This window comes from Bacillus sp. FSL R5-0593, assembly GCF_038603755.1.
GTDB lineage: Bacteria > Bacillota > Bacilli > Bacillales > Bacillaceae > Bacillus > Bacillus velezensis.
The window spans coordinates 1,052,487-1,075,729 of the sequence record NZ_CP152011.1 but is presented as its reverse complement, the minus strand read 5'-3'; the positions used below and the strand labels follow the sequence as shown (position 1 = coordinate 1,075,729).

Below are 23,243 nucleotides of genomic sequence, written 5' to 3'. Positions count from 1 at the left end.
ATGATATCGATAAAAAATGATCGGAGTGGAGACTTTATGACTGCCGTTTGTTTAGTAAGACATGGAGAGACTGATTGGAATGCCCAAAAGAAGCTTCAAGGCAAATCGGATATTCCGTTAAATGCGACGGGAGAGCGTCAGGCGAAAGAAACAGGAGAGTACTTAAAGGGGTCCGAATGGGATGTCATCGTCTCAAGCCCGATGAAACGGGCCAGAAAAACAGCTGACATTATTAACGGGTTTTTGAATCTTCCCATTGTGGTCATGGAAGATTTCAGAGAACGGAGCTACGGTGATGCGGAAGGAATGTCTTTACCGGAACGGTCGAAGCGCTACCCGGATAAAAACTACCCGAACATGGAGACAGCAGAAGAGCTGACAGACAGAATGCTTGCCGGTTTAGTGAAAGTTCAGGAGCGGTTTCCTGAGCAAAAAGTACTGATCGTCGCTCACGGCGCAGCCATTCACGCCCTCTTGTCGGCCATTTCTGACGGTGATACCGACATCCAAAACGCAAAGCTTGTCAATGCGTGCCTAAGCAATATCGAACGAATTGAAAATAAATGGCGCGTCAAAGATTACAATGTAAGCAGCCACCTGTCAGAATCATAACAAAAAGGCCCGAATTCAGTTTTGGGCCTTTTTGGCGAGCATTTTTTTCTGAAGATCATGTAATATGGCGTCCGCCCCGTCAATGCTCCGGCGCTCCGTCCATACCGCCCTGTCCGCGCGGTAAACGTGTCCGTTTTTTACGGCTGTCAGCTGTTTCCAGAGGTGATTTTTTTCGAGTTCTTTCTCACCGTCCATCAGTACGATGTAATCAGGATCGATATGCAAAAGCTGCCCGGGCGTCATCTTGATAGAGTCTGATTTCCCGCCGGAATCCGTCTGGACCGCATAGGTAAACCCTGCGAGCGTCAAAAGCCGGGACGTAAAAAACTGATCATCCTTTACGGAAATGCTGTCATTTGCAGCGTCAATTAATAAAATCGTGCCGCCTTCTGCATCCAGCTTTCTTTTGATGTCATTCAGCTTTTCTTCCTGAGCCGACAATTGTTTCTCTATGATGCCATCTTTACCGACCGCCTTTTCAATAGTAAGGGCAGCGTCAACCGCATCCTGATAATCCGCAGCTTCATTTTTTAAAGCGATTGTCGGAGCGATCTTTGTCAGTTTTCGGTATATCCCCCTGTGAAGGCTTGAGTCTGCAATGATGAGATCGGGCTTTAACGAAGTGATCTTTTTCAAATCAGGGTGTGACGGTGGTCCGACAGACGGACTGCCGTCTTTTCGCTCTGTCCGGTTATCCGCCGCGGCCGCCGGCTTTATGCCGAGATCATGGAGGGTATCAATAAAGCCTTCATTCAATACGGCGATGCGATGCGGGTGCGCAGCCACATGCGCCGTCCCCAGATCGTGCCTGACGGCGGTTTCATGTTCCTGTTCTGAGCATGCCGTTATGAAGAGAACGGATAAGATCATCAGCATACTGAAAATTTGTTTCATCTGTTCCCCCTCTTTCGTTTTTCCGCAATTATATCATTGACAATATAAGTATCAATGATATTCATTATCATTATTTTTATAAAATGGTTTCACAGCTTTTCTCCGTCAAGAAAGCCGAAGACTGATTCATGCCGGCCGCTTTATTTCATTCCGCTTCCGTTTCCATCAGACTTCTGCATTCAACAAAAGGTGACATTTATCCTGTTTTTGCCGCAGCTTCCAAAAATGGAATCAAACCGTTCGACCCAGCAAACAAGAGAGCGATTGCGGCTGTGTACAAATACTCATGTCCTTCCATCGGTTTTTTCCATTAAAATTTAAATATTTCGGGTTCCTATTAAACGAAAGAGAGATGATATACCTAAATAGAAATAAAACAAATTGAAAAAAATTGGGTCTACTAAAATATTATTCCATGCTATACAATTAATCCACAGAATAATCTGTCTATTGGTTGTTCTGCAAATGAAAAAAAGGAGAGGATAAAGAGTGAGAGGCAAAAAGGTATGGATCAGTTTGCTGTTTGCTTTAGCGTTAATCTTTACGATGGCGTTCGGCAGCACGTCTCCTGCCCAGGCGGCAGGGAAATCAAACGGGGAAAAGAAATACATTGTCGGATTTAAACAGACAATGAGCACGATGAGCGCCGCTAAGAAAAAAGATGTCATTTCTGAAAAAGGCGGGAAAGTGCAAAAGCAATTCAAATATGTAGACGCAGCTTCAGCTACATTAAATGAAAAAGCTGTAAAAGAGCTGAAAAAAGACCCTAGCGTCGCTTACGTTGAAGAAGATCACGTTGCAAAAGCGTACGCGCAGTCCGTGCCTTACGGCGTATCACAAATTAAAGCCCCTGCTCTGCACTCTCAAGGCTTCACTGGATCAAATGTGAAAGTAGCGGTTATCGACAGCGGTATCGATTCTTCTCATCCTGATTTAAAAGTAGCAGGCGGAGCCAGCATGGTTCCTTCTGAAACAAATCCTTTCCAAGACTACAACTCTCACGGAACTCACGTTGCCGGTACAGTTGCGGCTCTTAATAACTCAGTCGGTGTATTAGGCGTTGCGCCAAGCGCATCTCTTTACGCTGTAAAAGTTCTCGGCGCTGACGGTTCCGGCCAGTACAGCTGGATCATTAACGGAATTGAGTGGGCGATCGCAAACAATATGGACGTTATTAACATGAGCCTCGGCGGACCTTCTGGTTCTGCAGCGTTAAAAGCGGCAGTTGACAAAGCCGTTGCTTCCGGCGTCGTAGTCGTAGCGGCAGCCGGTAACGAAGGCACTTCCGGCGGCTCAAGCACAGTGGGCTACCCTGGTAAATACCCTTCTGTCATTGCGGTAGGCGCTGTTAACAGCAGCAACCAAAGAGCATCTTTCTCAAGCGTAGGTTCTGAGCTTGATGTCATGGCACCAGGCGTCTCTATCCAAAGCACGCTTCCTGGAAACAAATACGGCGCGTACAATGGTACGTCAATGGCATCTCCGCACGTTGCCGGAGCGGCTGCTTTGATTCTTTCTAAGCACCCGAACTGGACAAACACTCAAGTCCGCAGCAGTTTAGAAAACACCACTACAAAACTTGGTGATGCTTTCTACTACGGAAAAGGGCTGATCAACGTACAGGCGGCAGCTCAGTAAAACATAAAAAACCGGCGTCGGCCATGGCCCCGCCGGTTTTTTTATTATTTTTCTTCCTCCGCATGTTCAATCCGCTCCATGATCGACGGGTGGCTCCCTCTGAAAATTTTGACGAGAAACGGCGGGTTGACCCGGCTCAGTCCCGTATCGGCCAAGTCCTGAAACGTCTCAATCGCCGCTTCCCGGTTTCCGGTCAGCTCGATGCCGTAGCGGTCGGCGGCGTTTTCCTGATACCTGGAGACGGCATTCGTAATCGGATCAGAAGCAAAACTGAGAACGGATATGAGCAGCAATAACAGCGGGAGGGCGGCCAGATCTTCAGGCCCCTTTATATGAAGCATTCGGCCGAAGAATTTGGACAGCCGCTTATAAAGCTTGTCAATGATATAGAACCCGGCTAATGACAGCAGCAGATACCCGGCCAGTCCGATGTACACGTGCTTCATCACATAATGCCCCATCTCATGCCCCATAATGAACAAAATTTCCCGATCCTCCAGTTTGTTAAGCGTCGTATCCCACAAAACGATCCGCTTATTCGAACCGATGCCCGTCACATACGCATTCAGCGCATTCGTTTTCTCCGACATATTTACTTCATAAACATGGCTGGCCGGAATATCGGCCTTGTCGGCAAGCGACAAGATTTTGCTTTCCAGCTCCTTGTCTTTCAGCGGATAGAAATCATTGTATAAAGGATCAATCACGACCGGCTGCAGGAAAAACAAAAACAGGGTAAACGGCACAGTAAGACACCAAGCGTAAAACCACCATTTTTTTGTATGCTTTGTGATCAGCCAGTAAAACACAAGCACACACACGGCAAACAGCGGAAAACTGATCCAGAAATCAATGACATGGTCTCTTATCCAGCTTGCTGCTGTCTGCGTCGAAATATGATACGCAAGCGAAACCCGATATCCGATCCATTCAAGCGGAAGCGAAGCCGCCGTTACGATGAGTGAAATCACAAATACGAAGCTTACGATTTGCAGCACCCGAAAGCGCACCGCTGCTTCCAGCCAATGCTTTATTTTTTTGGCAAGCCCCGTAATGAGCAGCAGAAAAAATAAAAACCAATCTAACGGCGCACCGATGAAAAATAAAAAATCCTTTACATTTGAAAAGTTTTCAGCGGCTTCCAGGCGGCCCGAGTCCATAAACGAGGACGGATCGGCTTTCGTTCCCTTTACGGCCTCCGGGACGGCGGAGTCGCCTGTCATAAAGAAATACCAATAGAAAAAAAGGCCGTACAGCACATAGGCAAGTCCCGCTGCCGCTATCCATTTGCGCATGGAAGTCTCCCTCCTTAGCCTTATGACTTACTCCTATTGTAAGCATAAATGCAAATAAATAGAACCAAGCCTCCGAAACGGATGTTAATCTTTTCACAACAGAAAAGAATGGAACAACAGGAAGCGGGAAAGACTAAAAGACGGAGTGATGAATATGAAAAAAATAATCGCGTTTATTGTAGTAATCGCCCTTTTGGTTATTGCTTTCTTCTATGTATACAGCCGGACCGGCGATGTGTTTCCATCAAGCAACGCAGATCTGATTATTCTGTCTGAGCACGGAAAAAAAGAAATCAAAATTAAAGACAGGCAGAATGTAAAAGATATGCTCGATATCTTGAACCAAGGAAAACAAGTCAAACTGACCAAAAGCGTATCTCCCGATTACGACGGAACGGTCAAATACCATGAAGACCGTTTTGATTCATTCAGCATGTGGCTCGAAAGCGGCAATTATATGATGTACAAGTATAAAAACACGTATTACAAACTGACCCGGCATGATACGAAGCTTGTGCAAAGCATCATTAAGGAAGAATCGCAGAGCTGACCGGATCAGCATGTAAAAGCGAAGCCCCCGGCTTCGCTTTTCGTCCGTCATTTCGGAAGCATGTCCCGGACCGCCCGCCTCAGCAGCTTCCCGGTCGCGTTCTTCGGAATCTCATCAAGAAAAACCACTTCCGCCGGCCGTTTATATTTTGCCAAATGTGTTTCACAGTAATCAAAAACCGCCTGCTCTGTCAGCTCACCGTCCCCCGGCACTATATAAGCATGCACCGCTTCCCCCGTTTTGGCGTCAGGAACGCCGATGACCACGGCTTCTTTAATGCCCTCATGGCTGTAGAGCACTTCTTCTACTTCGCGCGGATAGACGTTGTATCCGCCGACGAGAATCATATCTTTTTTTCTGTCGACGATATAAAAATAACCGTCTTCATCGCGCTTCGCCAAATCACCCGTGTACAGCCAGCCGTCTTTCAGCGCGTGCTCCGTCTCCTCGGGCATCTTGTAATAGCCTTTCATCACATTCGGCCCTTTCACGATCAATTCTCCCACTTGATGGTCGGGCAATTCGCGTCCGAGCGTATCGACGACTTTATTTTCGACATGTAAAATATTCGTCCCGATCGAGCCGGGCTTTCTCCCCCGGTCAAACGGATTAAAACAAGTAACCGGAGACGCTTCAGAAAGTCCGTACCCCTCCAGAATGGTGACGTCAAAGGTTTGTTCAAACGTCTGCAACAGAGCGACCGGCATGGAGGCCCCGCCTGAAATGCACAGTCTGACGGACGCAAAATCCTCCGCCTTGCCGTGCTCGTATTGATACAGATAGTTATACATCGTCGGAACGCCGGCAAAAATGGTTGCCTGACGGCTTTTAATCAGTTTAAACACAGAAGCCGGGCTGAATTGCGGCTCGATTAAGACACACGCTCCGCTCATCAGAGGCGCATTCATACAAACGGTTAAACAAAAAACGTGAAACATCGGCAATGCCGCCACAATTTTGTCTTTCTCATTCATTCCTAAGTATCCGGCGACATCATTTGCATTGGAGAAAAGATTCTGATGGGTGAGCATGGCGCCTTTCGGTTTTCCGGTCGTCCCTGAGGTGTATAAAATGACGGCAGTATCATCTTTGGACAATGTCGGATAAGTTCTGCTGCGCTCCGCCGGGCGAAGCATTTTTGTAAACGTTATCATTTTTAAGCGCAATTGAGGGTCTTCTGTCGATGGAGCGTTCTCTGCTGTCTGGCTGATAATGATATGCTCCAGCAGCGGCAGCGAGCCGTGCAGGCTTTCAAATACGGGAATTAAAAGGTCGATGCCGGCGATCGCTTTGACATCGCCGTTTTTCAGCATGTATGCGATTTCTGAAGGTGTATATGCCGGATTAACAGGTATGACGACAATTCCCGCTTTTAACGCGCCGAAAAACGCAATAACAAAATCAGGCGTATTTCCGAGCAGCAGCGCGAGATGATCCCCTTTTTTCAGTCCCCTGTCCTCCAAGCCGTTTGCAAATGCTTTGATTTTACCTGCCAGCTCCTCATACGTCATGTACTGATCTTGAAACAGACAAGCTGGTTTTTCCGGTTTCTGCGATGCCGTTTCTTCCAATTTGGAAACCAGATTCATTTTCCCACCCCTTTAAAAATTGTAATGAATGAATAGTCATTCATTTATCCGGAATAAACGTTCACTTTTATTATAGAAAAATATAGAAAAACACTCAAGGGCAAAAAGCCCCGAGTGCCGTAAAACCGGAAACTATAATTGTTTCAGCGCTTCACTGACCGGCGTGCCGCCCGCCGTCAGATCGAATGCTTTTTCATACGTATTCGGTTCATCAAGGGATGCGATAACGGTCTTGGCGACATCGTCTCTTGAAATGGAGCCTCTTTCCCAATCGGCCGCGGCTTTGATATTTCCCGTGCCGGGATCATTTAATAACCCGCCCGGCCGGATAATCGTATACGTCAGACCGCTCGCTTCAAGAATTTTATCCGCATAATGCTTTGCGGCGTAATACGGCTTCAGCGCTTCATTCCAATTGCCGCGGTTATGAGCCTGAAGGGCGCTTACCATAATGAACCGCTTGATGCCTGCTATCTTTGCCGCTTCTATCGCTTTCGCGGCTCCGTCAAGATCAATCAAAAGCGTCTTATCGTATCCGGTGCTTCCTCCTGATCCGGCGGTAAACACAATCGCGTCACAGCCTTCAGCGGCTTTCGCGATGTCTTCCGGGCTTCCTTCCAAATCTGCAAGAACGGCTTCTGTTCCCGCGGCTTGAAGCGCTTCTTTCTGCTCTTGTTTCCGGACCATCGCCCGCAGCGTATGCGTGCCGTCTTTTTGAAACAGCCCGGTCAGCCGCTGTCCGATCTGTCCGTTTGCTCCGATGAGAAATACTTTCATCATGATCCCTCCCCATTCATTATGGTTCTATCATTTCACAAAAACGGGCGCTGATTCAAATCATGCGTTCGGCAAATGTTCTAATAAATCAGCTCGAGGAAATCTTCCAGCTCTATTTTGCCGAAATACTGTTTCAGATCGATTCCGGCCAGCGCCTCCTTGATAGCGGTTCGGTCATACTGTTTTCCGGTCAGCGCCTGTTCGACTTCACTCACATCTTTCGCACCGAAGAAATCACCGAAAATTTTGCAGTCCTGAATGATTCCTTTTTTCACTTCAAGACGCAGATCAATCGATCCGACCGGATAACGTTTCGAATGCTGAAGATTAAATGCGGGCGACCTTCCGAAATTCCAGTCCCAGTTTTGATAGCGCTCTTCGGAAATCTTCCGGATCGCTTTCCAGTCTTCATCGGTCAGTTTATATTCCGGCACTTCGGAAAGATCATTTGTATTAAAAATATGGTGAAGCAGGTGCTTTTTGAATTCATCCGCCGTCATTTTGTCATCAAGAAACTCGCTGATGTTGGCGACACGGCTTCTGATCGACTTAATGCCTTTTGATTCGATTTTGTCTTTTTTCACTTTCAAGGCTGACACAACATGATCAATGGCGGAATCCAGCATTAATGTTCCGTGGCTGAAAATACGCCCTTTCGTCGAAAATTGAGCGTTGCCGGAAATTTTTCTGCCGTCCGCGACGATGTCGTTTCGGCCGCTTAATTCAGCTTCCACACCGAGCTGGCGCAGCGCCTGAATAACGGGTTCGGTGAATTTTTTAAAATTGTGAAAGCTGTCGCCGTCATCCTTAGTGATAAAACTGAAATTCAGATTCCCGAGGTCATGGTAAACCGCACCGCCTCCTGACAGCCTGCGGACGACGATAATTCCGTTATCTTCTACGTATTTCGTATTGATTTCTTCTATTGTGTTTTGGTTCTTCCCGATGATAATCGACGGCTGATTGACATAAAACAGCAGGTATGTCTGTTCAGGGTCGAGATGCTTCACGCAATATTCCTCGATCGCGAGGTTGATCCTCGGGTCGGTTATGTTTTGGTTGTCGATAAATAACATGGTGCTCCTCCTTTATTTCTCCCACTTCAATCCGGAAGCGGCGATTGTCACTTCGCCCCCGAACTCGGATTCCGCTTCTTCTTTCAGCTTCCGGTGCTCGCCGAAATGAGGCAGATGCGTGAGAATCAGCTCCCCCGCTCCGGCCTCCTTCGCGATCCGTCCGGCTTCCAAACTGTTCATATGGCCGGCTGACGTGCCGTCCTGGTCTGCGTAAAAATTGCACTCGCAGATCAGCAGATCGGCATTTTCCGCAAACGGGATAAACGCGTCCTGGTAGCTTGAATCAGCCGTATACACAACAGAAGCTGAACCGTCAGTAATCCGCATCGCATAACAAGTGACCGGATGCACCGTTTTCAGAAAGGTAATGGTGAACGGACCTAGAGAAAGCGGGCGGTCCGGCTGATAGGCCACTCCTTTTGTATGCGTTTTATATGTAAGGCGCTCAAACTGTTCTATATCAGCATCATGCCCGTAAATCGGCAGTGCATGCGTCCCTTTTCCGAGAAAGGAGCCGACCTGTTTGGCAAATTGAAGCGGCCCGATATCAGCGATATGATCATGGTGATAATGGGACAAAATGACGGCATCAAGCTCTTCTGCCGGAACATAGGCAAACAGCTTTGATAATACGGCGCTTCCGCAATCGACGAGCAGAGAATAGCCGCCGGACTGAAACAGATAGCCTGAAGTTGCTTCGTTTGCGGCCGGAAACCCGCCGCAGCATCCAATAACTGTAACTTTCATATAATCCTCCGAATGTTTATGATAAAAAGATCCTTTCCTCCAATATACCTATTTTTCGTACAAATTGCATGTTTTAAACATTGTGCCAAAACAGCCGTTGATTTTCTTAAACTGTTATAATACAATGTAGAGACAAAACAATGAAAGAGGGATGGGTATGTTGGAAAAGATGTCGGATTTTTTCAGAAATTTACCCGGTAAGAAATGCGAAGAATGCGGAAATGAGATTGTTGAGCAGTATGAGTGTCACATTAATCTTTGCAATGACTGCTTGAAAATTAAGGATATGTGACAATAGGGCGCCGCACAATTCTAAGTTGTGCGGCGCCCGTTTTTTTCGGCCGTCATCATACTTTCTGAATAGGGAGTTATTCACCATTATTAGCAATTATCTGTACGTTTTAAAAGATTCAGTATATTCAATCTATATTTTTCTATAGACGGATTGTTTTCTTTTCTATTATAATTTGTTCTAATAGCTATCTTTTTAGATACTTATTGCACTTTTTTCTTCGGGAGGTAATCTATGAAAAAATTACGCTTTGGACTAGCGACGCAAATTTTCGTCGGACTCATACTAGGGGTTGTAGTCGGTGTCATCTGGTACGGCAATCCCGCCATTCCAACATATTTACAGCCTATCGGCGATTTGTTTTTACGCTTAATCAAAATGATAGTGATTCCAATTGTCGTCTCCAGCTTAATCATCGGCGTTGCCGGCGCGGGAAGCGGAAAACAAGTCGGAAAATTAGGCTTCAGAACGATTTTGTATTTTGAGATCATTACCACTTTTGCCATTATTCTCGGGCTGGCTTTGGCGAATCTGTTTCAGCCGGGAGCAGGCGTTAATATACATGAAGCTCAAAAGACAGATATCAGTCAATATGTTGAAACAGAAAAAGAACAAAGCGGGAAATCCGTTGCGGACACATTCCTGCATATCGTACCGACAAACTTCTTCCAATCATTAGCCGAAGGAGATCTGCTTGCCATCATCTGCTTTACGGTGCTGTTTGCACTCGGCATCTCGGCAATCGGTGAAAAAGGAAAGCCCGTCTTGGCCTTCTTTGAAGGTGTTTCTCATGCGATGTTCCATGTTGTGAACCTCGTCATGAAAGTTGCGCCGTTTGGTGTTTTTGCGTTGATCGGTGTTACCGTTTCCAAATTTGGGCTCAGTTCCCTGCTTTCACTCGGTAAACTGGTCGGTTTAGTATATGTAGCTTTGGCTTTCTTTCTCATTGTTGTATTCGGAATCGTCGGAAAGCTTGCCGGTTTAAACATTTTCAAATTCCTCGCCTATATGAAGGATGAAATTTTATTGGCGTTCAGTACGTCAAGCTCCGAAACCGTACTCCCCCGCATCATGGAGAAGATGGAGAAAATCGGCTGTCCGAAAGGTATTGTTTCCTTTGTTGTGCCGATCGGATATACCTTTAACTTAGACGGATCTGTGCTGTACCAATCAATCGCCGCTTTATTCCTCGCTCAGGTATACCACATTGACTTGACCATTTGGCAGCAGATTACCCTTGTGCTTGTCTTGATGGTCACTTCCAAAGGAATGGCTGCCGTGCCCGGGACTTCTTTCGTCGTCCTGCTTGCGACACTCGGCACAATCGGCGTTCCTGCAGAAGGCCTTGCATTCATCGCCGGTGTTGACCGGATTATGGACATGGCCCGTACGGTCGTCAATCTGACCGGAAACGCGCTGGCATCCGTTGTGATGTCAAAATGGGAAGGCCAGTATGATCCCGTTAAAGGCGCGAAGGTCATGAGCCTCGCCAAAACAGAACAAAACACAACCATCTCAGGTTAAAATGAAAACCCTGCACGGAATGATTTCCGTGCAGGGTTTTTTATGCCATCGGCGATAAAACGTACCGGTGCAAAAGCTTCGCCGTATTAAGAAGCGATAATTCATGTGTGCGTTCAAAAGCGTGTGAAGCATCAATTCCCGGGCCGATCAGCCCGTGGACGATGTCATGGCCCGAACGGATGGCTGCGGAGGCATCAGAACCGTAATACGGATAAATATCAAGCTGATAATCAATGCCATAGCGCTCCGCAAGGCCGGCCAGATGTTTCCTGAGCTGATAATGGTACGGGCCGCTCGCATCCTTCACGCAAATGGAGACGGTATATTCATCCGTAGACTGGCCGTCGCCGATCGCCCCCATATCAACAGCCAAGTATTCGACGGTCTCAGGAGGAATGTTGGAATTGCCTCCGTAGCCGATTTCTTCATTATTAGAAATCAGAAAATGCGTCGTATACGGAAGTTCGATTTTCTCTTCCGTGATGCGGCGGATTAAATTCAAGAGCAGAGCCACGCTCGCTTTGTCATCAAGATGACGGGACTTAATAAAGCCGCTCGGCGTAACCTGCACGCGCGGGTCAAATGAGATGAAATCGCCGACCCTGATACCGAGATCGGACGTCTCTTCCTTCGTCCGGACAGGCTCATCAAGGCGGACTTCCATATTCTCCTGATTCCGCTCTGCCTTGCCGGCGTCCTTGTAGACGTGCACTGAAGTCTGATGCATTAAGATGGTGCCTGTATAGGTTTTGCCGGAAGAAGTTTGGATCTCGCAATATTCCCCTTCAATCGAGTGATATCGGAAGCCGCCGATCAAGTCAATCTTCAGCCGGCCGTCCGCCTTTATCTCCTTTACCATCGCGCCGAGCGTATCAACATGCGCCGTCAGCAATCTGTGTTTCTTGTCATCACGGCCGGGGATTGTGACAAAAAGACCGCCTTTGCGGTTTCTGTAAGAGGAGACGCCCCATTCTTTTAAAAGACTTTCTGTATAGGCGATAACCTCGTATGTATTGCCCGTCGGACTCGGAATCGACACCAATTCTTTAATCAGTTCCATCGTATGTTTCATATTTGCCACAGGTCATTCCTCCTATCAATTTTATTCTTCTTAAAATATACTCTTTTGATCCACAACCCGTCCAATCTTTTCCTTCTCTTTTTTCATAGAATGAAGGGAGCATGAGCATAGGAGGGAAATGTATGATCAGCCGTAAACCGCACAAGCGGAAAAGGTTTCATAATGATTGGTTTGAGGATTGGTTTGAGGATGATTGGTCTGGTGCAGCCTTCTGGGGCTGTAAAAAAGAAAAAGATCACTGTAAAAAGAAAAAAGAAGACCCTTGTAAAAAGAAGAAAGAAAAAAAGAAGAAAGATAAAAAGAAGCATCATCATTCATGCCGCCGCTGCTGCCGTCATTGGTAATCGTTCACACAAGCCCGTTTTACAAATAGATATCTCATGCTCCCCAAACAGCGGATGCTGCTTGGGTTTTTTTATTAAAATTAGTACCAAGTAATAATATCAGGTGTTATAATCTGATATAAAGGAGTGATTTTTCATGTCAAAATCTAAAATTACAGCAATCGGTACATATGCTCCGGCACGCCGATTAACAAACGCGGATTTGGAGCGCATCGTCGATACATCTGATGAATGGATCGTCCAGCGCACCGGTATGAAGGAAAGACGCATTGCCGGCGAACATGAATTCACATCGGATTTGTGTGTGGAAGCGGTGAAAAACCTTGCAGAACGATACAGCGGAACTCTTGATGATGTCGATATGATCCTTGTCGCCACAACGACGGCGGACTATGCGTTTCCAAGCACCGCGGCACGCGTGCAGGCTTACTTCGGCTGGCCGCACACGGGGGCGCTTGATATTAACGCCACATGCGCCGGACTCACTTACGGCCTTCAGCTCGCAGACGCATTAATTACCGCCGGTTCCCATCAAAAAGTGATTGTCATTGCCGGTGAAACATTATCAAAGGTAACGGATTATACTGACCGGACGACCTGCGTTCTTTTCGGAGACGCTGCAGGCGCCCTATTGGTGGAACGCGATGAATCAGCGCCGGGCTTTTTGGCAGCCGTGCAAGGAACAGCGGGAGGAAGCGCGGACGTGCTGTATCGCACGGGACTGAGCACAGAATTAAACGGCGAGCCTCTTAAAGGCGGAGGAAACATGGTGCAAAACGGGCGCGAAGTATATAAATGGGCGGCCAGAACCGTGCCTGAGGAATGCAATGCCCTTTTAGAAAAAGCCGGCTTTTCAAAAGACGATCTGGATTGGTTCGTTCCTCACAGCGCCAACATGCGGATGATCGAATCCATCTGCGAAAAACTGCCCTTCCCGCTTGAACGGACGTTGACAAGCGTTGAATATTACGGCAACACTTCATCGGTTTCTATTATTCTCGCATTGGATGAAGCTGTGAAAGCAAAAAAACTGTCGGAAGGCCAGACGCTGGTATTATTCGGGTTCGGCGGCGGATTGACGTATACCGGACTGTTGGTGAGATGGGGATTTTAATAGTACGACGATCGAAATCTAAAAAAAAGAGGCCCTGAGCATCTGCTCAGAGCCTCTTTTTCTTATGCTGTTATTTCTTCTTCCGTTTTGTGTTCTTTTTTGCTTTGCACCGTAAAATACACGATGGTCAGCGCGATCATGACAACGGCGATGCCCAACAGAATGGATGCCTGCTGCCACATATAGCCGTAATCGCCATTTGAAATGACGGCGCGGAACCCGTTGATGCTGTAAGTCATCGGCAGTGCCCCGTGAATCACTTGATAGAATCCCGGCAGGAGTTCAAGCGGGAAGGTTCCTCCGCTTGCCCCGAGCTGGAGCACCAGAATGATGACAGCGATAAAGCGTCCCGGATTCCCCATCGTTGTCGCCAATAATTGAATCATGGACAGGAACGCGATGCTGGTAATCATCGTAAAGAGATAGAATCTCCACGTGCTTTCCACATCAAGCCCGATTCCTTTTAACAGAACCGTGGCAACAATAACGGATTGAATCAGTCCGACAAGAAGAATAACACTGAATTTGCTGAGGAACCATTCAAAACCGTTTCTCGGACGCCCTGAAGCTTCACTCAGAGGGAATACGACCGTCAGCATCAATCCGCCGACATACAAGCCCATAGAGAGAATATAAGGCGTCAGTCCGGTACCGTAGTTAGGCACGGAATGAATCGCGTTATCGTCCGTTTTTACCGGATCGGCAAACATGCTGTACGTTTTGTCATCTGTCTTAATGTCCCCGGTTTGATCAGCCGCATCTTTCAGCTGGCTGGACAATTGTCCGGTGCCGTCTAAAAGCTTGCTTAAACCGGTGCCGAGAGACGCTTGACCCTGCTCAATTTTGGACGAGCCGTCATGGATTTTGTTTTGCGCGTCCAGCAGTTTCGTTAAGCCGCCTGACACTTGGCCGCTCCCTGACACTAACGCTTCTGATCCTGATTTGAGCTGTCCGAACTTGCTGTTGTATTCGCCGATGCCGGCCGTCAGTTTGTTTTGGCTTTCAAAAACAGTCTGCGCTCCGCTGTATAATTTATCAGTTCCCGCTGTCAGCTGGTTAATCGCGTCTTGTACCGCCGCTGCGCCGTTATACAGTTTCGATGTGGACTGAGGCAGTGCTTTCAGCTGATCAGCCTTCGCTTTTACATCTTTGAGCGCGCTTTTTATGACTGACATATCCGGAAGCTGAATATCTCCGCCGGACGGAAGCTGGCTGACGATATTGTCTAAATCCGGAAGGTCAGCCTTCGGAAGCTTCTCATTCAGAAGCTGAACAAGTTTCGCTTTTTGCTCATCCGTTAAGAAATCACTGTCCTTAATCACCTTTTTGACCGCGTCATCCCGGGCATCCAGGCTGTTTTTCAGATCAGAAAGCTTCTTCTTAAACTGCTGCAGGTCCTTTTCAGTCTGTTCGAGCTGCCCAACCGCGTTTTCAATGTCTGACAGGTTGACTGAATTGATCGCATCTTCAAATGCCGCCGCTTTTTGCGACACTTCCTGCGCCTTGCTGTTTAACGCGCTTAATCCATTCGTTAAATCCGGAAGCTTTTGCTGGAGCTGCTTTTGTGCGTCAAGGCTTGTTTTCAGCCCGCTGGCCACTTGGCCTCCTCCTGAAGCAATCTGTCCTGATTTATCTTGAATTTCGGCGCTTGCGCTCTGAAGTTTTGCGATAGAGCTGTCAAGCGTTTGAATTCCGCTTGTCACTTTCGCCGCGCCGTCTGCAAGCTGCTGTGTTTTATCGCCGATGGTGGCGGTGCTTTCAGTAAGCTTCGCTAAATTTTCCTTCAGCTTGGCGCTGCCGTCTTTCGCGTTTTTCGTGCCGTCGTCTATTTTCTTGGCTCCGCTGCTGGCTTTGCCGAGCCCTTTGGCAATATCTTTAAAGTTATCAAAAATGACTTTTGCGTATTGCTCTGTCACTTCTTTCGACACGGAGGCTTTCAGTTTGTCGATCGCCTTTTCCCCGATTGTCGCACCGACATAGTTTGATCCGGCATTCGTATGATATTTCAGATCCAGCTTCTTCGGATTTTTATCCATTACCGTGCTGGCGTTTTTAGAAAAATCTTCAGGAATCTCGACCAATAAATAATATTTAGCATTTAATAAGTCCTTTAACGATTGATCAAGATCGCTTGAAAAATGCCAATCAAAATTATCATTTTTCTTTAACTCTTTCACAAGGTCGTCACCGATCTGAAGATGTTTCCCTTCGTAGTCCGCCCCTTTATCCTGGTTGACAACGACAACCGGCAGCTGATCCACCGTGCCGTACGGATCCCAGTACGCCTTCAAAAACACTCCGCTGTAAATCAGCGGAACGAATAATATGGCAATGATGGGGATTAACAGTTTCTTGTTCGTTACAATGTCTTTCCACTGGCTTTTTATTGTATTCAACCCTGTTGCCTCCTTCCGCAAACTGACTCATTTGACAAAACGGTCACGGCACCTAAAAAGTGAAGGATCATCTATTATTTAGATAATCCTTGACCAACATACATTTCCAGCAATTCGGCGATCGTCTCTTTTTCAAGAGGCGGATGGTTTTTTTCCCAGTCAAATATCAGCGCGATGTAGAGCTTGAGCATCACAAAAGCGGTCAGTTCCGGATCACACGGTTTAATGCTTCCGTTTTCAATGGCTGTTTCTATCTTTTCTTTAATGTATGACAGAATGGCCCGCTCCATTTTCGCAATGACATCCTGAACGGCTATTGTACCAATCTCGGCGTTCTCCTGAAAAATTTTAATAGTCAGCTGGTGTGTTTTTCTGAATTCCAAGATCGCGACAAGCGCCCGGTGGACATTTTCGTGAAATGAAAGCTCCGGTTTCATCGCTTCGTCTGCGTGTTCCTTCATTTCTCTTAAAATAGTGGTGAAAATATCATCAAACAGTTCTTCTTTGTTTTTGAAAAACGTGTAGATGGTTCCCTTCCCCACATTTGCAAGCTTTGCCACCAGATCCATTGTCGTTGCTTTGTAGCCGAATTGTGTAAAAGACTTCGTTGCCGCTTCCAGAATGAGCTTTTTCCGATCGACGGACATGTTTCCCACCTCGTTAAATTGACCGTTTGAACGTTTTAGTCATTTTGTACATAAGATAACTTATCACAGTCACAAAGAAGATTCAAATGTTTTCTCTTTTATTGGTGTTCCCTTTACAGAACGGGAACATGCAAAAAAACCTCCGTTTTACGATAACGGAGGCTGGTACGTTTCAAATAAATAAGCCAGTGAATCGTATACGGCGGCTTTTCCCTGGTCGATACAGTCGGGGATGCCCACCCCTTCGAAAGACGCGCCCGTCGCGTATACGCCCGGATAGGAAGCTTTCAGCGCATCTCTGAACTCTTTGATGCGCTCCTTATGGCCGACATGGTATTGCGGCATGCTTTCGTTCCAGCGGGTCACACAGGTCATTTCCGGTTCGCCATTTATTTTCATTACTTTTTTCAAATCTTCCATTACGATTTTAATGATCTCGTTATCTGAAAGATCTACGATGGATTCATCTCCGGCCTTTCCGACGTACGCCCTGAGAAGCGTTTTGCCCTCCGGCGCCGCGTGCGGCCATTTTTTATTCGTCCATGTGCAGGCCGTGATGGAGAAGTCACTGTTTCTTGAGATAACGAATCCCGTACCTTCATGCTCCATCTTGACGGCTCCCTCAGGAAAACCTAAGGCGACGTTGGCAACGGACGTAGAATGCATGTCTTTAAGACATGAAACCGCCGGCAGATCAGAAAGCATTTTCGCCGCGGCTTTATGCGGGGCTGTTACTATGCATCCTTCCGCATAGAGCACTTTGCCGTTATCAAGCGTCACGGAATATCCTTTCTCCTCGCGGCCGATATGGGTGACTTTCGTTCCTTTCATCACCTTTGTCAGCGTAAGCTGCTTTTCCAGCTCCTCCACCAACGTTTGAAGCCCTGTCGTCAGCGTTAAAAACTGGCCCTGCTTTTTGGCCGTCAGCTGCTGTCCCGAAGGCTGCGGACGTGATTTTTTCATACCGAGAATCAGGCTTCTGTGCTTCTGCTCAGTCTGATAGAATTGCGGAAACGTGGACATGAGGCTCAGCTTATCAATATCTCCGGCATAAATCCCTGATAATAGCGGTTCTATTAAATTCTCAACGACTTCGTCACCGACGCGTCTGCGGAAAAATTCACCCAGAGACTGATCTTCCTTCGGTTTGCTCGCAGGCAGGACAAAGTCAAGCGCCGCCCGCGCCTTTCCGGGAACAGAAAATAAACCGGTGGAGATGAACGGAGCGATTTTGGTCGGAATGCCCATCACCGCGCCCTTCGGCATCGGATGGAGCGTCTCGTTGACGAGCACGTAAGACTGGCCGGTCGCATTGTTGACGAGCAGATGCTCAAGCCCCAAATCTTTGACGAGCTGCGGCGCGCTTTTTTTCCTTTCCAAAAAAGAATCCGGCCCCCGCTCAATGATGTAGCCGTCTTTATGCGCCGTCTGAATTTTGCCGCCCGCTCTCGGGCCCGCTTCAATCAGGGTGACCTCAAGCGGCAGCTGTTTTTCTTTGATTTCTTTTTCCATGTAGAAGGCGGCGGCTAATCCCGTTATGCCGCCGCCGATGATGACCAGATGTTTTTTATCGCCACTCATTTTTATCGCCTTCTTTACCGTTTAATTCTACTTGTCCAGCTCTTTCAGCACGACCGCTGCAAGCGCGTCGATAAATTCAGGCTGTGCGTTCGGCATAGCCGGACGATAGTAGCTTGCGCCGACTTCTTCGGTCACAGCTTTGCATTCATAATCATTATCGTAAAGCACCTCTAAATGATCGGCAACGAAGCCTGCGGGCACGTATACAAATGCTTTATAAGGATGCTTTTGGTACAGATCGCGCGTGAGATCCTGCACATCCGGCCCGAGCCACGGATCAGGGGTATTCCCTTCACTTTGCCAGCCGACTGCGTAATCGGTAATTCCGGCGCCTTCGGCAATCAGTTTTGCGGATTCCTCCAGCTGGTCAGGATACGGATCGCCGTATTCTTTAATTTTTTCAGGAAGGCTGTGCGCTGAGACGATCAGCATCGCGTCATCCCGTTCTTCTTTCGGCATTGATTCATACGTTTTCTTCACCTGGCTGACCCAATAATCAACGAATTTCGGTTCATCATACCAGCTTTCAACAGACTTGATGGTCAAGCCGCCGAGCTTCTCCGCTTCTTCTTTCGCGCGTTTGTTGTATGACTGGACGCTGAATGTTGAAAAATGAGGGGCGAGCACAAGGCTGACAGCTTCTGTAATGCCGTCTTTATGCATGTCCGCCACCGCGTCTTCAATAAACGGTTCAATATGTTTTAATCCGATGTACACTTTGAATGTTACGTCATCCTGGATTTCATTTAAACGCTGTGCGAGCTTCTCCGCCTGCTCCTGCGTAATTTTTGCAAGCGGCGAAATGCCTCCGATCGCTTCATATCTGTCTTTTAAATCTTGAAGCATATGAGGCTCCGGCTTTCTTCCGCGTCTGATATGCGTATAATAACGTTCTATGTCCTCTTCTTTGTAAGGCGTTCCGTAAGCCATGACAAGAAGTCCCATTTTCTTTTTGCTGCTCATTTTGTTACACACCTCTTTTGATGGTCTGTCCACCTTGATTTTGACAGGAAAATCTTCTTATAACCAACGATCTGCTCAGGAAGATTGTTCCGTTTTTTTGGCCGCGGAATATTCATGTACAAACGCCGTCAGCTTTTTCAGCGTTGCCGGATTGACATCAGGGAATACACCGTGCCCTAAATTGAAAATAAACCCGTCCGTTTTCATGCCTTGATCAAGTATCGCTTTCGCTTTTTTCTCGATGACTTCCCAAGGCGCAAGAAGAAGCGACGGATCAAGATTGCCCTGAACCGTTTTTGTAATGCCTTGTTTTCTGGCGTCATCTATGCCGAGTCTCCAATCAAGACCGACGACATCAAGAGGAAGGTCATGCCAATCCCCGGCCAGATGGCTTGCGCCTACGCCGAACATGATCAGCGGAACTTGTTCTGCTGAAAGCTCCCGGAATATTCTGTCCATCACCGGTTTTATAAACTGCCGGTAATCTTCGCGGTTCAGCGCGCCGACCCATGAATCAAAAATCTGAATGGCTTTTGCGCCGGCGTTAATCTGCGCTTTCGCATAAACGATAATCATGTCCGCGAGCTTGTCCATCAGCATTTGCCACGCTTGCGGCATACTGTGCATAAACGCTTTTGTTTTGTTGTAATTTTTAGAAGGCCCGCCTTCAATCATATAACTGGCCAGCGTAAAAGGCGCTCCCGAAAAACCGATGAGCGGAACATTCAGCTGTTCGTTTACGAGTAATCGGATCGTTTCCAGCACGTAAGGAACATCCTGTTCGGGATTCAGTTCGCCGAGCTTTTCAATATCCGCAGCAGAGCGCACCGGCTGATCGATCACCGGGCCGATTCCGTTTTTTATTTCAACATCCACTCCGATATAAGGAAGCGGCGTCATAATGTCTTTATATAAAATGGCAGCGTCCACTCCGTACTGCTCGACCGGGAGCCTCGTCACATACGCGCACAGCTCGGGCTGATGCGTAATTTCGACTAAGCCGTACTTTTCCTTCAGCTTGCGGTATTCCGGCTGAGACCTCCCCGCCTGTCTCATGTACCAGACAGGGACGTGATTTGTTTTTTCTCCCCGTGCCGCTTTTAAAAACGTATCATTAAACGCTTCTCGTTTACTCATCTGAATTTCCACCTTTCCTCCTGCAACCATACGTTCGTGTTCTTCGCCCATTACACTATACCTTGTTTTTTCAAAAGCGTATAGAATTGAGGCTTAATGTTCAAAAAATCGCCGAATTCACGATTATGAAGAAAAAAGCTTCGGCTGAACGTATTCCGTTCCCTCTCCTTCTTGATCCGTCTGTGAATTATATGGAACGACTTTGTATGAAGCCCCTGAAAACAGATTGGCGTACGGTATGTCAAAGCTGCCTTTTCCTTTCACCGAATCCAGAAGTTTGTCTTTTCCGTCTTTCTTCTCATATATTCGGTAAACAACCCGATCATCCTTTTGAATATCCCATTTTAATTGAACCGTAATCAGTCCCATCGCCTTAAATGTATAACGGGCCGACAGGGACTTTACCGCCTCCAGCTCAATCGGGCTGCCCAGTTCCTTCACATTTTCAGGCTTTTTGAATGTCCGGCCGTTTTCCCCCGCTTTTGTGACGATATCTTTAAAGAGTCTGACCGGGTATTGGCTTCCGCCTTTCAGGTAATGGGTTTTATCCGTTTTGTCATAGCCCATCCAGACGGCTCCCGTCAGTCCGGGAGTGTATCCCGCAAACCAGGCGTCCTTTGTCGCGCCGGGGACGCCGGGAAATGTGGTCGTGCCGGTTTTCCCCGCCAGGTCACCTTGATAGCTGCCTTGTGAAGCGGTTCCTTCTTTCACGACCTGCTGAAGCATTCTCGTCATATTCCATGCCGTCTGTCCGCTGAAGACGCGCGTTTTGCCGTTTTTAGGCCCGGATAACGTTTCTCCGTCTTCGTCCGTGATGTTCTCTATAAAAAATGGCTTCGTATACATTCCGTTTGCCGCAAAGGTATGATAAGCTCCGGCAAGCTGAAGCGGGGTGACGCCTTCTGACAGACCGCCAAGCGCAATCGCGAGTCCGTTGTCAGAAATGTTCATGCCGTTTTTCTCAAGATACGATTTTCCCGTATCTACGCCGATCTGCTTCAATGTCCAGACAGCGGGCGCATTTATGCTGTAAGTGATCGCATCCTGCATCGTCACTTCCCCCTTGTACTGTCCGTCATAATTTTTCGGTTCATACCCGTCGTAGGACGTCAGTTTGTCTTGGAGAAGCGAATACGGTTTGAACTTGTCTTCCTGCATGGCGGGCCCGTATACGGCAATCGGCTTAAACGTTGAGCCCGGCTGCCGCTTCGCCGTAACCCTGTTGTATCCTTTTGTCACGTAGTCGCGTCCGCCGACCGCCGCGCGCACGCCTCCGGTTTTATTATCAATAAAGACGGCGCTTCCCTCTGCCGCCTGATCCGTCCCCGGAAAATAGCCGCTTTCCTTCATGAGGGTGTATGCCGTTTTCTGCAGCTTGGAATCAAGTGACGTCCGGATCGTATAACCGCCTTGAAGCAGCTGTTCACCTGACATCGAATAACGGTCTTCCGCCTCCTTGATGACAAGATCAATATAACTGTCAAACCAAGGCGTTTCTGATGTTTTCTTGACATGAAGCCCCAATGTCCGGCCCTGGGCTCTGACGGCTTCCTTGGCGCTGATATAGCCTTGGTCGTTCATCATTGCAAGAATCGTATCGCGGCGTTCTTTATTTTTATCTGGATGCTGAATCGGCGAATAAAGAGATGGCGCCTTCGGAATCGCTGCCAGAACGGCTCCTTCCGCAACGGTTAAATCTTTTACTTCTTTATTAAAGTAGTAGTGGGACGCGGCTTGAATGCCGTAAACGCCATGGCCGAAATAAAGCTGGTTCAGGTACATTTCAAGCAGCTTGTCCTTGCTGTAATCACGCTCAAGATTGATGGCGATAATGACTTCCTTCGTCTTGCGCAAAAATGTTTTATCATGAGTCAGAAAAATGTTTTTCGCCAGCTGCTGGGTGATCGTGCTGCCGCCCTCCACCTTGCCGCCTGCTAAAACATCCCGGAACACCGCCCGGCCGACAGACTTCACATCAATGCCGTGATGTTCGTAAAACCGTTTATCTTCAACGGCGATAAAGGCATCTCTCACATCTTCCGGAACCTGCTGAATGGATACCGGCTCGCGATTTTCCGTATAGAGGCTCGCGATTTCATCACCGTTTTGATCGACGATTTTTGAAGATGCGTGCAGTATTAATTTCTTTTCATCGATGACATAATGGCCGAGAAATATAATGATAATGTATCCGATTAACGCGAGAAAAGCGGTTGCCGCCGCAATTACAGCCGGAATAAAGAATCTTTTTTTCTTTTTCAGCATAAGTCACCTCGCCTTTCTTAACTTGTAGTATGGGAAATATTGTTTCGAATTATGTCAGAATGAGTCGCCAATAGAAACTTATACCACTCTTTTGATATACTAGCAAGCAGGAGGTGGCTGATATGAAGGTTTATATTACATACGGGACAGCCGATTTTTTAAAGACGATTGCAAAGAAACACCCGAGTGAGAATATGGTGCTGATGCAAGGGGAGGATAATGCGGTTTTAATTCATGAAACAAATGGAGAAACCGTTTTTCAGGCGCCCCATTCCTATGAAAGCATCGACAGCGTCGGGGAAATCAAAAATCCGGGCTACGCCGTCCTCAACAACATCGCCGTTACCCAGGAAGGCCGTCCGCTGTTTGAAAACCGGTTTAAAAACCGCGCCGGCAAAGTGGAAAATGAACCCGGTTTTGAAGCCATCCGCGTATTAAGACCGCTCGAAGGCGATACGTATGTCATTTTGACCCTGTGGGAAGAGGAAAAAGCCTTTCAGGGCTGGCAGCAGTCAAACTCTTATCAGGAAGCTCATAAAAAACGCGGAACATCTGCTGGCATCGACACGACGTCTATTTTCTCCCGCCCGTCTTATGTAACCGCTTATTACGCAATAGACTGAAAACCGCCGGAGATTCTCCGGCTTTTTTGATGTCCCGATTTTACGCATCCTTCTTTGCACCTTCCGCCCGCCTATGAATAATCTGTAGCAATCCTATT

At 47.5% G+C, this 23,243-nt stretch carries 21 protein-coding genes; 8 read left to right on the top strand and 13 right to left on the bottom strand.

Going from position 1 to position 23,243, the window contains the following annotated elements; all coding sequences use genetic code 11:
* The first annotated feature begins 36 nt into the window (after positions 1-36).
* A complete protein-coding gene (locus NYE36_RS05345) occupies positions 37-612 on the top strand; it encodes a histidine phosphatase family protein (RefSeq protein WP_007610462.1) in 576 nt (191 codons plus the stop codon).
* 15 nt (positions 613-627) lie between these two features.
* Here NYE36_RS05345 and NYE36_RS05340 read toward each other — a convergent pair whose 3' ends face one another.
* Positions 628-1,506: an ABC transporter substrate-binding protein gene (locus NYE36_RS05340; RefSeq protein ID WP_327997707.1), complete on the bottom strand. Its 879-nt coding sequence runs from the start codon at positions 1,504-1,506 to the stop codon at positions 628-630.
* 489 nt (positions 1,507-1,995) lie between these two features.
* On the opposite strand from NYE36_RS05340, the gene NYE36_RS05335 reads away from it, so the two are divergent.
* Positions 1,996-3,144 (top strand): S8 family peptidase, encoded by a 1,149-nt coding sequence (locus tag NYE36_RS05335; RefSeq protein ID WP_007409199.1) that lies wholly within the window; start codon positions 1,996-1,998, stop codon positions 3,142-3,144.
* A gap of 44 nt (positions 3,145-3,188) precedes the next feature.
* Here NYE36_RS05335 and NYE36_RS05330 read toward each other — a convergent pair whose 3' ends face one another.
* Positions 3,189-4,439 carry a M48 family metallopeptidase gene (locus NYE36_RS05330; protein ID WP_265451294.1) on the bottom strand — a complete coding sequence of 417 codons (1,251 nt, stop codon included), beginning with the start codon at positions 4,437-4,439 and terminating at the stop codon, positions 3,189-3,191.
* A gap of 154 nt (positions 4,440-4,593) precedes the next feature.
* Between NYE36_RS05330 and NYE36_RS05325 the strand changes: the two genes are divergently transcribed.
* Positions 4,594-4,989 carry a hypothetical protein gene (locus NYE36_RS05325; RefSeq protein WP_003155199.1) on the top strand — a complete coding sequence of 132 codons (396 nt, stop codon included), beginning with the start codon at positions 4,594-4,596 and terminating at the stop codon, positions 4,987-4,989.
* Positions 4,990-5,036: 47 nt separating this feature from the next.
* Here the strand turns inward: NYE36_RS05325 and NYE36_RS05320 are convergent, their stop codons facing one another.
* From NYE36_RS05320 to NYE36_RS05305, 4 genes are all read right to left on the bottom strand, one after another.
* A complete protein-coding gene (locus tag NYE36_RS05320) occupies positions 5,037-6,578 on the bottom strand; it encodes a fatty acid--CoA ligase family protein (RefSeq protein WP_265451295.1) in 1,542 nt (513 codons plus the stop codon).
* Between the two features lie 132 nt (positions 6,579-6,710).
* A complete protein-coding gene (locus tag NYE36_RS05315) occupies positions 6,711-7,355 on the bottom strand; it encodes an SDR family oxidoreductase (protein WP_265451308.1) in 645 nt (214 codons plus the stop codon).
* Between the two features lie 80 nt (positions 7,356-7,435).
* Positions 7,436-8,431 (bottom strand): lipoate--protein ligase LplJ, encoded by a 996-nt coding sequence (gene lplJ / locus NYE36_RS05310; RefSeq protein WP_007409204.1) that lies wholly within the window; start codon positions 8,429-8,431, stop codon positions 7,436-7,438.
* 12 nt (positions 8,432-8,443) lie between these two features.
* Complete coding sequence (locus NYE36_RS05305; protein WP_015239517.1) at positions 8,444-9,178, bottom strand: MBL fold metallo-hydrolase; 735 nt, start codon at positions 9,176-9,178, stop codon at positions 8,444-8,446.
* Positions 9,179-9,335: 157 nt separating this feature from the next.
* Between NYE36_RS05305 and yhfH the strand changes: the two genes are divergently transcribed.
* Together yhfH and NYE36_RS05295 are read left to right on the top strand one after the other, a co-directional pair.
* On the top strand, positions 9,336-9,470 hold the full coding sequence (gene yhfH / locus NYE36_RS05300) for a protein YhfH (protein WP_003155209.1): 135 nt from the start codon (positions 9,336-9,338) through the stop codon (positions 9,468-9,470).
* Positions 9,471-9,704: 234 nt separating this feature from the next.
* Entirely contained in the window at positions 9,705-10,994 is a 1,290-nt protein-coding gene (locus NYE36_RS05295; RefSeq protein WP_007610442.1) for a cation:dicarboxylase symporter family transporter, read from the top strand.
* Between the two features lie 40 nt (positions 10,995-11,034).
* Here the strand turns inward: NYE36_RS05295 and NYE36_RS05290 are convergent, their stop codons facing one another.
* Positions 11,035-12,075, bottom strand: coding sequence for a M42 family metallopeptidase (locus tag NYE36_RS05290; protein WP_144464078.1), 1,041 nt, complete (start codon positions 12,073-12,075; stop codon positions 11,035-11,037).
* Positions 12,076-12,197: 122 nt separating this feature from the next.
* Between NYE36_RS05290 and NYE36_RS05285 the strand changes: the two genes are divergently transcribed.
* Positions 12,198-12,419, top strand: coding sequence for a hypothetical protein (locus NYE36_RS05285; protein ID WP_007409207.1), 222 nt, complete (start codon positions 12,198-12,200; stop codon positions 12,417-12,419).
* 136 nt (positions 12,420-12,555) lie between these two features.
* Entirely contained in the window at positions 12,556-13,533 is a 978-nt protein-coding gene (gene fabHB, locus NYE36_RS05280; protein WP_007409208.1) for a beta-ketoacyl-ACP synthase III FabHB, read from the top strand.
* A gap of 62 nt (positions 13,534-13,595) precedes the next feature.
* Here the strand turns inward: fabHB and NYE36_RS05275 are convergent, their stop codons facing one another.
* The 6 genes from NYE36_RS05275 to NYE36_RS05250 all read right to left on the bottom strand — a co-directional run bounded on the left by NYE36_RS05275 (position 13,596) and on the right by NYE36_RS05250 (position 22,522).
* The gene (locus NYE36_RS05275) at positions 13,596-15,929 is read right to left on the bottom strand and encodes a YhgE/Pip domain-containing protein (protein WP_007409209.1); all 2,334 of its coding nucleotides are present in this window, start codon (positions 15,927-15,929) and stop codon (positions 13,596-13,598) included.
* Between the two features lie 74 nt (positions 15,930-16,003).
* Entirely contained in the window at positions 16,004-16,576 is a 573-nt protein-coding gene (locus tag NYE36_RS05270) for a TetR/AcrR family transcriptional regulator (protein ID WP_003155219.1), read from the bottom strand.
* Positions 16,577-16,723: 147 nt separating this feature from the next.
* Positions 16,724-18,157 carry a protoporphyrinogen oxidase gene (gene hemY / locus NYE36_RS05265; protein WP_003155220.1) on the bottom strand — a complete coding sequence of 478 codons (1,434 nt, stop codon included), beginning with the start codon at positions 18,155-18,157 and terminating at the stop codon, positions 16,724-16,726.
* A gap of 27 nt (positions 18,158-18,184) precedes the next feature.
* Positions 18,185-19,120, bottom strand: coding sequence for a ferrochelatase (gene hemH / locus NYE36_RS05260; protein ID WP_007409212.1), 936 nt, complete (start codon positions 19,118-19,120; stop codon positions 18,185-18,187).
* 75 nt (positions 19,121-19,195) lie between these two features.
* Positions 19,196-20,257: a uroporphyrinogen decarboxylase gene (gene hemE, locus NYE36_RS05255; RefSeq protein ID WP_029325967.1), complete on the bottom strand. Its 1,062-nt coding sequence runs from the start codon at positions 20,255-20,257 to the stop codon at positions 19,196-19,198.
* A 123-nt stretch (positions 20,258-20,380) separates the two neighbouring features.
* Positions 20,381-22,522, bottom strand: a complete 2,142-nt coding sequence (locus NYE36_RS05250) for a transglycosylase domain-containing protein (protein WP_025284510.1) — start codon at positions 22,520-22,522, stop codon at positions 20,381-20,383.
* A gap of 122 nt (positions 22,523-22,644) precedes the next feature.
* Between NYE36_RS05250 and hmoB the strand changes: the two genes are divergently transcribed.
* A complete protein-coding gene (gene hmoB / locus NYE36_RS05245) occupies positions 22,645-23,145 on the top strand; it encodes a heme-degrading oxygenase HmoB (RefSeq protein WP_032871115.1) in 501 nt (166 codons plus the stop codon).
* Positions 23,146-23,243: the final 98 nt, after the last annotated feature.

Excerpts from the sequence above, each read along its gene's own strand:
- NYE36_RS05345 (WP_007610462.1), top strand. The coding sequence starts at position 37 with ATGACTGCCGTTTGTTTAGTAAGACATGGAGAGACTGATTGGAATGCC.
- NYE36_RS05340 (WP_327997707.1), bottom strand. The coding sequence starts at position 1,506 with ATGAAACAAATTTTCAGTATGCTGATGATCTTATCCGTTCTCTTCATA.
- NYE36_RS05330 (WP_265451294.1), bottom strand. The coding sequence starts at position 4,439 with ATGCGCAAATGGATAGCGGCAGCGGGACTTGCCTATGTGCTGTACGGC.
- NYE36_RS05325 (WP_003155199.1), top strand. The coding sequence starts at position 4,594 with ATGAAAAAAATAATCGCGTTTATTGTAGTAATCGCCCTTTTGGTTATT.
- NYE36_RS05320 (WP_265451295.1), bottom strand. The coding sequence starts at position 6,578 with ATGAATCTGGTTTCCAAATTGGAAGAAACGGCATCGCAGAAACCGGAA.
- NYE36_RS05315 (WP_265451308.1), bottom strand. The coding sequence starts at position 7,355 with ATGAAAGTATTTCTCATCGGAGCAAACGGACAGATCGGACAGCGGCTG.
- lplJ (WP_007409204.1), bottom strand. The coding sequence starts at position 8,431 with ATGTTATTTATCGACAACCAAAACATAACCGACCCGAGGATCAACCTC.
- NYE36_RS05305 (WP_015239517.1), bottom strand. The coding sequence starts at position 9,178 with ATGAAAGTTACAGTTATTGGATGCTGCGGCGGGTTTCCGGCCGCAAAC.
- yhfH (WP_003155209.1), top strand. The coding sequence starts at position 9,336 with ATGTTGGAAAAGATGTCGGATTTTTTCAGAAATTTACCCGGTAAGAAA.
- NYE36_RS05295 (WP_007610442.1), top strand. The coding sequence starts at position 9,705 with ATGAAAAAATTACGCTTTGGACTAGCGACGCAAATTTTCGTCGGACTC.
- NYE36_RS05285 (WP_007409207.1), top strand. The coding sequence starts at position 12,198 with ATGATCAGCCGTAAACCGCACAAGCGGAAAAGGTTTCATAATGATTGG.
- fabHB (WP_007409208.1), top strand. The coding sequence starts at position 12,556 with ATGTCAAAATCTAAAATTACAGCAATCGGTACATATGCTCCGGCACGC.
- NYE36_RS05270 (WP_003155219.1), bottom strand. The coding sequence starts at position 16,576 with ATGTCCGTCGATCGGAAAAAGCTCATTCTGGAAGCGGCAACGAAGTCT.
- hemY (WP_003155220.1), bottom strand. The coding sequence starts at position 18,157 with ATGAGTGGCGATAAAAAACATCTGGTCATCATCGGCGGCGGCATAACG.
- hemH (WP_007409212.1), bottom strand. The coding sequence starts at position 19,120 with ATGAGCAGCAAAAAGAAAATGGGACTTCTTGTCATGGCTTACGGAACG.
- hemE (WP_029325967.1), bottom strand. The coding sequence starts at position 20,257 with ATGAGTAAACGAGAAGCGTTTAATGATACGTTTTTAAAAGCGGCACGG.
- NYE36_RS05250 (WP_025284510.1), bottom strand. The coding sequence starts at position 22,522 with ATGCTGAAAAAGAAAAAAAGATTCTTTATTCCGGCTGTAATTGCGGCG.
- hmoB (WP_032871115.1), top strand. The coding sequence starts at position 22,645 with ATGAAGGTTTATATTACATACGGGACAGCCGATTTTTTAAAGACGATT.